The organism is Diaphorobacter sp. MNS-0, from assembly GCF_019602835.1.
GTDB lineage: Bacteria > Pseudomonadota > Gammaproteobacteria > Burkholderiales > Burkholderiaceae_C > Diaphorobacter > Diaphorobacter nitroreducens.
Map to the genome: position 1 here is coordinate 1,338,119 of NZ_CP080761.1, position 10,033 is coordinate 1,348,151.

The 10,033-nt window shown below is 64.7% G+C and carries 12 protein-coding genes; 4 read left to right on the forward strand and 8 right to left on the reverse strand.

The genetic code is table 11. The features are described 5' to 3' along the window. Nucleotides 1–66 precede the first annotated feature (66 nt). Nucleotides 67–336, forward strand: a complete 270-nt coding sequence (locus K2L43_RS19200; protein ID WP_041835936.1) for an integrase core domain-containing protein — start codon at nucleotides 67–69, stop codon at nucleotides 334–336. 24 nt (nucleotides 337–360) lie between these two features. Here the strand turns inward: K2L43_RS19200 and mobH are convergent, their stop codons facing one another. After that, on the reverse strand, nucleotides 361–2,244 hold the full coding sequence (mobH, locus tag K2L43_RS06395) for a MobH family relaxase (RefSeq protein WP_009518527.1): 1,884 nt from the start codon (nucleotides 2,242–2,244) through the stop codon (nucleotides 361–363). A 298-nt stretch (nucleotides 2,245–2,542) separates the two neighbouring features. Between mobH and K2L43_RS06400 the strand changes: the two genes are divergently transcribed. The 3 genes from K2L43_RS06400 to K2L43_RS06410 are packed head-to-tail and all read left to right on the forward strand — an operon-like array spanning nucleotide 2,543 to nucleotide 3,722. Continuing rightward, a complete protein-coding gene (locus tag K2L43_RS06400) occupies nucleotides 2,543–2,860 on the forward strand; it encodes a type II toxin-antitoxin system PrlF family antitoxin (RefSeq protein ID WP_038204260.1) in 318 nt (105 codons plus the stop codon). Beyond that, nucleotides 2,860–3,318, forward strand: a complete 459-nt coding sequence (locus tag K2L43_RS06405) for a type II toxin-antitoxin system YhaV family toxin (RefSeq protein ID WP_011804662.1) — start codon at nucleotides 2,860–2,862, stop codon at nucleotides 3,316–3,318. Before K2L43_RS06400 ends, K2L43_RS06405 begins: the two co-directional genes overlap by 1 nt. A 26-nt stretch (nucleotides 3,319–3,344) precedes the next feature. Further along, on the forward strand, nucleotides 3,345–3,722 hold the full coding sequence (locus K2L43_RS06410; RefSeq protein ID WP_011804663.1) for a DUF3742 family protein: 378 nt from the start codon (nucleotides 3,345–3,347) through the stop codon (nucleotides 3,720–3,722). Nucleotides 3,723–3,737: 15 nt separating this feature from the next. Here the strand turns inward: K2L43_RS06410 and K2L43_RS06415 are convergent, their stop codons facing one another. From K2L43_RS06415 to K2L43_RS06445, 7 genes are all read right to left on the reverse strand, one after another. Next, complete coding sequence (locus K2L43_RS06415) at nucleotides 3,738–5,255, reverse strand: conjugal transfer protein TraG N-terminal domain-containing protein (protein WP_011804664.1); 1,518 nt, start codon at nucleotides 5,253–5,255, stop codon at nucleotides 3,738–3,740. 14 nt (nucleotides 5,256–5,269) lie between these two features. Further along, on the reverse strand, nucleotides 5,270–5,629 hold the full coding sequence (locus tag K2L43_RS06420; RefSeq protein WP_009518522.1) for a hypothetical protein: 360 nt from the start codon (nucleotides 5,627–5,629) through the stop codon (nucleotides 5,270–5,272). Beyond that, nucleotides 5,626–7,020 (reverse strand): integrating conjugative element protein, encoded by a 1,395-nt coding sequence (locus K2L43_RS06425; RefSeq protein ID WP_220638720.1) that lies wholly within the window; start codon nucleotides 7,018–7,020, stop codon nucleotides 5,626–5,628. Before K2L43_RS06425 ends, K2L43_RS06420 begins: the two co-directional genes overlap by 4 nt. Nucleotides 7,021–7,029: 9 nt before the next feature. Next, complete coding sequence (locus tag K2L43_RS06430) at nucleotides 7,030–7,977, reverse strand: TIGR03756 family integrating conjugative element protein (RefSeq protein ID WP_121382470.1); 948 nt, start codon at nucleotides 7,975–7,977, stop codon at nucleotides 7,030–7,032. Further along, on the reverse strand, nucleotides 7,974–8,420 hold the full coding sequence (locus K2L43_RS06435) for a TIGR03757 family integrating conjugative element protein (RefSeq protein WP_011804667.1): 447 nt from the start codon (nucleotides 8,418–8,420) through the stop codon (nucleotides 7,974–7,976). The genes K2L43_RS06430 and K2L43_RS06435 overlap by 4 nt, the downstream gene beginning before the upstream one ends. A 163-nt stretch (nucleotides 8,421–8,583) precedes the next feature. Next, nucleotides 8,584–9,078, reverse strand: a complete 495-nt coding sequence (radC, locus tag K2L43_RS06440; RefSeq protein ID WP_003119996.1) for a DNA repair protein RadC — start codon at nucleotides 9,076–9,078, stop codon at nucleotides 8,584–8,586. A 179-nt stretch (nucleotides 9,079–9,257) separates the two neighbouring features. Next, entirely contained in the window at nucleotides 9,258–10,022 is a 765-nt protein-coding gene (locus K2L43_RS06445) for a thioredoxin domain-containing protein (protein ID WP_220638721.1), read from the reverse strand. Nucleotides 10,023–10,033 lie beyond the last annotated feature (11 nt).

Here is a 10,033-nt window from a genome sequence, read left to right on the forward strand (position 1 = left end):
GTGTGATCGACACATAACTCAGGAGCCAGAAAGACTGATTTGGAGAATGCCGCTGGTGACCTTTCGATGGGATCGCTTGCTGAGCCAACGTCGGAGCCAGCAGTTGGTCTCCATAAGAGGAGGGTGAGTATCCGCTACATTAAGGACTGTCCGCTCCTGCCGATTTCGAAGGGCGCTGACAGCTTTCGCCGCTACGTCTTCGATTCACTGCAGGAGGTGCGTGACATGACGGCCGACTGGCTACACCGATACAACCACCATCGACCCCATGAAGCCCTCGGCCGAATCCCACCGGTCGAGTACCGTGTCAAACTGTTCCCCAATCTCTACTTCTGAGTGGCTCAGGTATTTGAGGGGACTTCAATGTTGACCCTCATTGCTTTCATGAAGTCCGCTTCCTGTGGTCTCACACAACAGGGATAAGTAGGGATTATTCGGCGGCGTTTCTAAGAAAAGCAGGCTTGAATCTTCCAAAAGGTATCCGTGCAGGTGACGGGACTTTCTAGGCCCGGTGACTTTACAGGTCCAGATATTCAGGCCGTTCGGCTGCTTGCGATGCAGTTGCAGCCTCTCGAAGCGCTTTTGTATCCACTGCCAGTCTTGCTGGCTCTCCTGCTTAGCCTGCGCGCCGACTTGCGGGTGCTCTTGCGCATAGCGCTGGAAGACCCCGGGACTGACCAGGTAGGTCGTGCCGCTCACCGTATGCACGAGCGCTTTTGCGTCGTTGATGATGAGTCGGCGGGACAAGATGCCCTGTTTCAGCCACGCCATGAAGTGCTCCCCGGATGGATGCGCTATCGAGGGCGCTGGCGCAGGCGACGACGGCAGTGACGCGGGCAAGGTTGGTATTTCGGGACGTGCGGCAGGCACCTGCTCTGAGAGCACTGCCGCGTCCTGCCCGATCGCGGGTAAGTCGCCGATACCCACCATCGAAAGCATGTCTTCCATCACGTCCGGCAAGGTTTGGAACTTGGACGAAGGAGCTGAAGATGAACGACCTCCTTCCCCTGGTGGATCTTCTTGGCCTTCCGGGGCGGCCAGCGGGCCGGCCGTCGAAATGGTGGTGAACACGTCAGCCTCTTTGTCCGTGGGCGCCACGTCGATCGCCACCGTGCCGGGGAACGGTGCCGGCCGCTCACGCGGCTCCCAGATCAGCGTGGGCGTTAGACGCAACAAGGTGAACGAGTGGGACCAGCCAGTCGTGCTGGTCACAGTCGCGCGCCAGACCGCCTTGCCGTCGGACGTCGGCTGCAACATGCCGTGATCCTGCAGGACGTTGAACACCGCGGTGTTGTTCGCTGGAATGCCGTCGATACCCTGAGACAGCAGGTGCGCACGCAGCTTGTCCGAGACTGTCTTGCTCACCAGCCACAGGGCATCCTCGGTGAGCCAGCCATCGGAGGCTTCCGGCTGGTTCAGTTTCAACTGTTCCTTGAGCAGGTAGCGCAACCCGTCGAGCAGCTTGCGCTGCAGCGCGTGCTTGGGCGCAGCCATGGCGCGGGCCGGATCGCCGCCCAGTTCCTGGGCCACCGAAGCCCGGTCGGCCTGCACGACAAGTTCGCCCAGCACGCCGGCGTGCTCGTACTGGCCGGCCAGGACGTAGAGCAGCGGTCCCCACAGGTCGGGATAGCCACTGAGCCAGTCCAGGGCATCACGGTCGAGGAGTTGGCGGTAGAGCAAACCTGTCGCGGCGCTGTGAAGCCGATATTCCCGATCGTCGCGGTAGCGGAAGCGGTATGGCTGGTGCAGCGGGCCGTGCCAGGGGTGCCACAGCGAGCCGTCGGCCAGTTCGACGTGCAGATCGACGGCGATCTTGCCGATGTCGTGCAGCAGCGCGGCATAGGCGACCGCGGCAGTCCAGGCTTCAGACTGCGCCGCCTGGTCTTCGGGACTGGCGCCAATCGGCAGCAGATGGGACTGCCGCAGTTTCAGGCTGTAGGCGACGATTTCCAGGCCGTGGTCCAGCATGCCGCCCGGGTAGGCATGGTGATGCGCCTCGGAGGCCGGGAAGGCCTGGACCAGCTCGGCGTAGCGCTCCAGGGGCGCCCGGTACAAGGTGGCGAACTGCTTACGTGAGAGCGACGTGCGCTGCCAGATGTGCTCCAGCAGCTTCTGCCGGCGCGGGGTGGCCAGCAGCGATGCGGCCGACTCGGGCCGCATCAACCCTTTCGGGAGGTCGGTGACCGATGGTGGCGTCGGAGCGGCAGCGACCGCGGGCCGTTTTCGCTGGAACAGAGAAAGCATGCGGGTGTCCTGTCGGGGGCCGAGCGGGAGGCCTTTTTGCCTTTTGGGGATAGAGCCTTTCCCCTTGCACTCCATTCCCTTGCCATTTCGACCCTTTGCGGCCTTTGGGTATAGAGCAACGGGTCCTGATCGTCCATCGCCAATGTGGGTTGCGGCAGGGCCGGATTGATGCAGGAAGGCTGGCTGTTCACGCCCTACGATGGGCCAATTCTTGGACCGGGAGAGCGCCATGAGGCTTCACATTGACAAAGTAAGGAAATTTCCTTACCATGCGGGTATCGCAATCAGGAGAGCCGCCATGCCTGCCATCCACGAAGTCGCCACGTTGACCTCCAAGGGCCAGGTCACGCTGCCCAAGCCTATCCGGCAGGCGCTGGGCGTTGATGCCGGCGGCAAGCTCGCGTTCGATCTGCGGGGCAGCGAAGTCGTCGTCACCCGTGTCGATGCCGAGCACGAGGACCCCGCCATCGGCGCGTTCCTGAGCCTGCTGGCCCGCGACATCGAAGCTGGCCGGAACGTCCAAGGCCTGCCCGAGGATCTGGCCCGCGCCATGCTGGAGCATGCTGGCCATGGCGTGAACCTGGACGAGGAGATCGACGGGGAAGTGGAACTCTGATGCAACGGCATGGCTGGACGCTGCTCTTCCACGACTGCGTGATTGAGCCGTTGCAGAAACTGCAAGCGGCCGCGAGGCGCGCGCAGGAGAACGACCCGAAAGGCTTCGAGTCCAATGCCAACGTCAAGCTGTTCCGGGCCTTGAGCCAGTTGATGTTGGAAGTAGTGCCAGGCGATCCGGCACGCGACGAGTACCGTCAGGGCAATACCTTGGGATCGGCCCACCGCCACTGGCGAAGGGCCAAAATCGGAAGGCGGTTCCGGCTGTTCTTCCGGTACGACTCGAAGGCGAAGGTCATCGTGTACGCCTGGGTCAACGATGAACAGACCCTGCGGTCTTCGGGTAGCAAGTCGGACCCGTATGTCGTCTTCGAGAAGATGCTCGGACGCGGGAACCCGCCAGACGACTGGCACGCGCTGATACAGGCAAGCAAGCAGGATTGGAGCAAACTGGAATAGGCATCCCTCAGTAGCAGGAGACGACCATGACCACCACGACCCGCATCAGTACCGCAGAACGACTCGGCCGCGCCTTGGGTCGCGGATGGCGTGCCTACGTGCGCGGCGAACGCCGGGTATCGAGCTGGTTGGTGTCCAAGGGGATGCCGGCGGCCGGTGCCACCGCGCTCGTGTGGGTGGTCAAGCTGGTTGCGCTCGGGGTGCTGCTGTACACCACCTTCTGGCTGGCGGTGTTACTACTGCTGGGCGTTGCGGCGGCATGGATGGCTGGCAATTCGGCTAGAGATGACGACCGCTGGGCGCAACAGGATGAACTGCGCAATGGCGAGGCGGGCTTTGGCCTGTATTCTTCCAATGGCCAGCGGCTCGACCCTCACGACCCGAACGATCCGTTCGATGACTGAGATTTGGCCTGTCCGTCACAGAACCTTGCCGGCTACCTTGTTTGCACCTGACCCGGCGCTATCACGCGCTTCCTTGGAGCCGACAGCAAGGTTCTGAGCAATCACCCCAGCCTTAACTCCGACCCACCCCAAGGCAGCGACCCAAAACGTCGGCAGGACCAGAAACATCGTGCCCGTGACGAACATCAGGAGCATGTCACCGAAGGCGTTGTTCAGTCCTACCAACGGGTCGAAATTGGTGTGCGGCCGGTTCCAGCCGAACCCCCAGCCATAAAGTGCGTCCAGGATCGTCGAATCGATCCAGCGCGCAAGCTGAAACCAGAAGTCCGTGAAGAACAGCGCGAACTGCACGACGCTGACCGTGACGACCGTCTTCAGGTCATAGGTGCCCACAACCAGCACGAGCGGGATGCAGATGACCAGCGCCATCTTGAGCAAGGCGAGCACCATGGGCAGGGCCTGTCTCACAACGTCCATGGCGGGAAATGCCGCAAGCGCGCCGACTGCCATCCCAACGTCTCCCGTGGCCCGCGTCACGATGTTCGGCAAGGTCTTGTCGATCTGGCCGCCGTAGTCCGTATAGACGCTGCCCTGGTTCAACTTCTGCTGCCTCGGCGACGCGATGGTGCGGATCACCGAGTCGTCCACCTCGGCCCGGCTCAGGAACCCGGCCCAGCCCGCCAGCCGATTGAGCAGGCTCGGGTCCACCTGTCCCAGCAGGCGTGCCCGCAGGCCATTGCTGCCATCAGCCCACCATTGCCTGCAGGTCGGGTAGCCACCGCCACTGGATACCTGAGCCAGCCCGGCGTCGCGGTTGCTGTCATAGGGCCAGTCATCGCGCGGCGTGCTGGAACGGTACGTGTCGTAGTAGCCGTTCGTGTCGGTGAAGAACCGCGATCCGATCCAGGTCACGTCGTGCATCTGCTGCTCATCGAGCTGAGGGCGCTGCATGAACAATTTGGCCCGTGCAGGCCCATAGCAATCCCGCGAGAAATCCGCTACTTCCTGAGCCAGCACCGGGTCATCGATGCGCGTGGCGTCGATCTCCATGCGCATCTGCCGCAGGTCCGTGCCACACGGGATCGCCGCCACCGAGGCGCTCGTGACGGCGCGCGAGAGTGCATGCATGAACGCCCACCAGACGGGCACCTTCGCCGACTGGTTGTTGATGGTGCTGAAGGACTGCGACCAGCCGGTATCCGTGGGCTGCGGCACGCTGACCTGGCACTGGGCCGAGCGCGAGCTGTCGTACTGGATGGTGTTCAGGTCCACGTCGATGAACGGAATGCCGGCGAACATCACCACCACGATGGCGACGAAGACCCGGTTCTCGATGCGGGCGGCGCTCAGCACGCCTTTATTGCCCTCGTCGGCACCTTCCGCACGGGCCTTCAACCACTCCTGCACGATGATGGCGACGAAAGGCAGCGCGAATACCCCGCTGGATACCAGCACCGCCCAGATGCCGTTGTTGACGATCCAGGACACCAGCGTCAGGTAGTACTCCAGGTAGTCGGTCGTGAAAAGCGTCATCGCGCCATCTCCCCTCAACCGGCCTGCATCAGCAGGCTGGCTTCCAGCGCCACGATGGCGACGACGCCCGCGACCTCGGTGCGCACCAGGCGGCGCCGCGCCTGGGCGTCGTCCTCACGTACCAGCAGCCGGCGCCGCATCCAGACCCAGCCATAGGCCGTCGCCCCGTACAGGCACAACCGCCACACGAAGAAGTAGCCCGATGCGGCCGCGAGCCACCGCTCCCAGCCGGCCACGCTCCCGACCAGGTAGATGCCGGCGACGTTGGCCCCCACCGCAGCGGCGACGATCACCACCGCCCACAGCAGTGCTTTCGCCGCGCGCCGGCTGAACAGCCAGCGCAAGGGGCGCCAGGTCATGCGCATTGCGCTCATGGCCTGACTCCCGGATTGCCCTTCTGCAACTGGTCGAGGCGGTCGGGCACCGGATCGCCCTCGTAGATGCCGCGCCAGCCGGCCGCGCGCGTACCATGGCGCTGGATGATCGCCATCGGCGAGTTGTTCGCCAGCTCGCGGCGCAGCTCCAGCTCCGTTTTCAGGTTGCGGATCTCCCGGTCGAGCGTGTCGCTCTCGTGGTTCACAGCCTCGACCGCCAACTCGTTGGCCGCCACGTTGGGCTCCTTCTTTCCCGTGAGCAGCGTGCGCTGGAGCAACAAGGCCTTCTCCAGCACCGACGACAGCGCCACCTCGGACGCAAGGCGCCGCGCCAGCAGGTCCTGGTCCGGCTCGTCGCGCAGCGCCTCGATGACGCCGCGCGTGATCGGCAGCGACGTGCTGCCGGCCTCGCGCAAGTTCTCGAAGGTGGTGTTGCGCACGCCGGAAACCAGTTCCTGCAAGACTTCCAGTTTGGCTTCGTACTCCTCCTGGATCAGCGGCGTCAGCCCGACGCCGGGCACCGTCTCGGTCTTGGTGCAGGAATCGCACGTGCGCTGCACCTGTTCCCCGAGGACCCGGGTGGCCCATTCGGTCGCCTGCTGCGGCGACGTCCAGGTCTGGCAGGACAGGCTCGCGCAACTGGCGGGCGCGATGGAGGATGTGTCCGTCACGCCGCGCCCGTTGACCAGGTTGTAGCCCGCGCGGGTGACGTCGCCGACCACCCGAATGGCGGACTGGCCTGCGCCACCGGCATTGCTGCCGCCCACCCAGGGAACGCCGTCGTTGCCGCGGCGCGTCTCAGCCTGCTCGACGGCCGAAACGGCATCGTTGCTGCCAACCGCGTCACGCAGGGCCATGCCTTCGGCCATCTGGCTCCAGCCAAGCTGGCCGCCCGCCGTCTCGGCCATCTTCTCGGCCATCGCGCGGCACGTCAGCTTGGAGCGGTCGAAGTCCAGCCGCGCCTGCAGCACGCCGTTGGTCAGCAGGTTGTACAGGCCGGGATCGGCGCGCTGAATGATCAGCGCCGGCAGGGACGCCACCGCGCTGGTGGCGCTCTGGATCACGTTGCTCATGATCTGCTGGAAGCCGTTCGTGATGCCGTTGAGCTGGTTGCGCAGCGTGGTCTGGATGCTCATGTCGCCGCAGATCAGGTTGCTGTTCCACCCCAAGCCGACCCCGATGGAGCGCATGCCAGCCGCGCGGCCCATGGACACCGCGCTGCCGCCTCCGATCGAGTACATGACGTCATCGCCAATGACGGGGCCGCTGTTCTGGTATCCGACCTGCGCCCACGCCAGGCCGCAGACCAGAGCGAGCGTGCCGGCCAGCGCCGTCGGGCGCAGCAAGTAGCACGCCTTGGCGGAAAGGTTCATCGGTTCAGGACGCTTCATCGTGGCACCTCAGAGGAAATCGACGCTGCCCAGGAACACCTGCCCGCGGCGTTCGCAGCAGGCATACGGCCGCCACAGCGCCCAGGCGTAGTCGCCTTGCTGGGCCTGGGTCAGCGTGCCGCTGTGGGGGAAGACCACGCAGGTGTTCGACAGACGAGGGGTCAGCTCCTGCCACTTCCCGGTGGAGGTATCGCCTTCGACCAGCGCCCCGGCCGGCCAGTAGCCGTCACGGGCGTTGGCGAGCAGTGGCTGGTACACGTGCAACTGCCCGCGGCGCGTGACGACATCGCCCGCGCGCTGGGCCACCACCGCCCCGGATTTGTGGTCGTCGGTCTGGTGCAGGAAGCCACCGCGTGGATAGACATTGCCCCAGAGGTTCATCGTGGTGCGCGCACCGACCTCACGCATGCCCGGAATCAACGCCTCCGGGTAGGCCATCTCGGGCACGTTGTAGCGCCAGGCCAGCGTGTCCAGGGTGCTGAGCAGATACGGCATGAAGGCCGTGCCCGCGCCTTGGCAGAAGTAGCCGGAGGACGACGCGAACTGGTTGAACACCTCCCCGCCAGGATGGCCGATGACATCGCTGTTCTTGAATTTGGCGAGGTTGTTTTCGTGGTCTTCGTTAGTGGTCCCATCGCCGCCGGCCTGTGCGGAGGGATTGGGCGTGCTCATCGCCTGCACCTCGACCCAGGGGTTCTCGCCGGTGTTGCTGTAGCTGGAGACGACCGCATCGGGCACGTAGTGCCTGACCTTGACCGACGTGCGCACCGAGCAGCCGCCATAGGTGCAGTACAGCCAGTAGCAGATGCCCACCACCCGGTACTCCAGGCAGTCCGGCGACATGACGGACGAGACGATCGTGGCGGTGTTCAAGGCGTAGCTGCCTGTGGCGGTGGCCAGCAGCAGCGAGGCCACGGGCACGCGCAGGCGGCGCAGCAGATCGAATGGGCGCGTCATGGCTGCGCCCTCCGGTGCTGCTTGATGCGCGCGATGGCGCGGGCGACGTCCGGCTCGCCATAGACCACATAGCGCTGGTCCACCACCACGGCCGGGATGGTCGTGACACCCAAACTCCATGCGTCGGTCACGCCTTGGTAGGCCATCGCGATGCGGCGCTGAAGGTCGGCGCCTCCCTGGTTCAGGCCTTGCCGGACGATGGCTGCTGCCCGCTCAGGGTCGGCTGGAAGATTCGCGGAAAGCTCGGCCTCCATCCGGGGCGTTTCGTCCAACTCGATCAGTCGCTCGCCACCCATGGTCTTGACCGGGTGGCGGCTGTCGGTGACGACCACCACGTCGGCGGCGAAGGTGGCCGGGCTGAACACCGCCAGAGACACCGGCAGCGCTACGGCCAGGCCAAGGGTTCGCCAGCTTGGTGCGAACCGGATAAAAGCTGCTGGCATGTCATGCGCCCCGGAAGTTGATCAGGGCCATAGTCAAACGCCGAACCCCATGCGGGCCCAACAAACAATGCGCATCGCGGCCACCCCGCATAGCTGCTTGTGTCGCCACGAAGAAAAAGCGGAGGCCGAAGCCTCCGCGCTGATCAACGAAGCAGTGCAACCTTTACAGCAGGCCGGACTCCGCAAAGGAGAACGGGGCGCCCTGGCCGATGATGATGTGATCCAGTACCCGCACATCGATGAGCGCGAGTGCGGCTTGCAGTTGCTGGGTCAGCATGCGATCCGCGCTTGACGGCTCGGTGATACCCGAGGGGTGCTGGTGGGCGAAGACCACCGCGGCGGCATTCAACTCCAGCACACGCTGTACGACGACACGCGGATAGACCGAAGTCGAGTTGATCGTGCCCCTGAACAACGGCTCGTAGGCCAGCACCTGGTGCATGCTGTCCAGGAACACAGCGGCGAATATCTCATTGGGCTCGGCGACCAGTTTCAGACGCAGGTAGTCCCGCACAGCGGCCGGTCGGCTGAGGCACGGCCCAGCTTTGAAAATCCGTCTCTCCAGCAGCACGATGGCTTGCTGGATGATCCAGTCCTCGTGTTGGGCAGCGATGGCGGAAAGCGACTCCAGGCAGGAGTCATTGACGACGAAAGACATGGCGAACCTCCAGACGGTGAGATCGGAGGGCGCGCGCCCTGGGAGGGCAAGCCCTCCTGGGGATGAGAATGAAAAGATGCATCCATCACCGCGATTGCAGTGACCGTTCGCGGCCAGGATGCGAGGCGAACGGGTTTCGGTCAGCGCAGTGGACTGCGCCGTAGCCTTGAAGACCGGGGCTACCTGGGCATGTCGCCGACAACGTCGGCAGGCATTTCCGATGTGGGTGTGGCGGCGGGATCGCCGGCGGCGAGCATGTCCATGGCCGACAGCAAGGCATCGCCCTCGATCGGACCCTGCAGCAGGATCGCCTTGCCGGTTCCACGATCGTGCAACCGCAGCGACGGCGTGGCGGTCACGCCGCTGTTCGTGGCTTCCGCAGCTTGGGTGCGGATCGCCGCGTCGGGCCGCTCGCTCGCAATGCACTGCTCGATGGCTGGCGTAAGGTCGGGGTAGTGCAGGTCCTCGGGCAAGCCCTGGCCGTCGCTGCGCGTGTGGGCATAGACCCACTCGACGGCTTGCCAAAAGGCGGCGCGGCCGCCGGCTTCGCCCGCGCATTCCGCCAGACGCGCTTCGGCCGAAGCGGCCGGCTCGTGTGCGGCCAACGGCAGGTGGTGCCATTGCAAGGTCACGTCCGCATTGCCAGCCACCCAACGCTTGAGCAGTGGGAAATAGGACCGGCAGAACGGGCATTCGAGGTCCGCGTAGAGCGTCAGCGTGAAGCGTCCTTCCGGATTGCCCATCTGCCACGGAGGCCCAGCCACCTGCGTCTCGCTGACTGGCGCTGAAGTCTGAGGCGTGGACTGCCCGGGCCAACGGGACACGAGCCAGATCAGCAGCAGTGCAACCAGCGCTGCGGCCACTGTCCAAGGCCAGCTGGGCCGCCAGTGCCGACGGCGGAACGCCTGCACCTGCATCGGAATGGAAGGACGTTTCTGTTCCATGGCGTTCTCCG

Coding starts and splice junctions, on each gene's coding strand:
- K2L43_RS19200 (WP_041835936.1), top strand. CDS start 67: ATGGGATCGCTTGCTGAGCCAACGTCGGAGCCAGCAGTTGGTCTCCAT.
- mobH (WP_009518527.1), bottom strand. CDS start 2,244: ATGCTTTCTCTGTTCCAGCGAAAACGGCCCGCGGTCGCTGCCGCTCCG.
- K2L43_RS06400 (WP_038204260.1), top strand. CDS start 2,543: ATGCCTGCCATCCACGAAGTCGCCACGTTGACCTCCAAGGGCCAGGTC.
- K2L43_RS06405 (WP_011804662.1), top strand. CDS start 2,860: ATGCAACGGCATGGCTGGACGCTGCTCTTCCACGACTGCGTGATTGAG.
- K2L43_RS06410 (WP_011804663.1), top strand. CDS start 3,345: ATGACCACCACGACCCGCATCAGTACCGCAGAACGACTCGGCCGCGCC.
- K2L43_RS06415 (WP_011804664.1), bottom strand. CDS start 5,255: ATGACGCTTTTCACGACCGACTACCTGGAGTACTACCTGACGCTGGTG.
- K2L43_RS06420 (WP_009518522.1), bottom strand. CDS start 5,629: ATGAGCGCAATGCGCATGACCTGGCGCCCCTTGCGCTGGCTGTTCAGC.
- K2L43_RS06425 (WP_220638720.1), bottom strand. CDS start 7,020: ATGAAGCGTCCTGAACCGATGAACCTTTCCGCCAAGGCGTGCTACTTG.
- K2L43_RS06430 (WP_121382470.1), bottom strand. CDS start 7,977: ATGACGCGCCCATTCGATCTGCTGCGCCGCCTGCGCGTGCCCGTGGCC.
- K2L43_RS06435 (WP_011804667.1), bottom strand. CDS start 8,420: ATGCCAGCAGCTTTTATCCGGTTCGCACCAAGCTGGCGAACCCTTGGC.
- radC (WP_003119996.1), bottom strand. CDS start 9,078: ATGTCTTTCGTCGTCAATGACTCCTGCCTGGAGTCGCTTTCCGCCATC.
- K2L43_RS06445 (WP_220638721.1), bottom strand. CDS start 10,022: ATGGAACAGAAACGTCCTTCCATTCCGATGCAGGTGCAGGCGTTCCGC.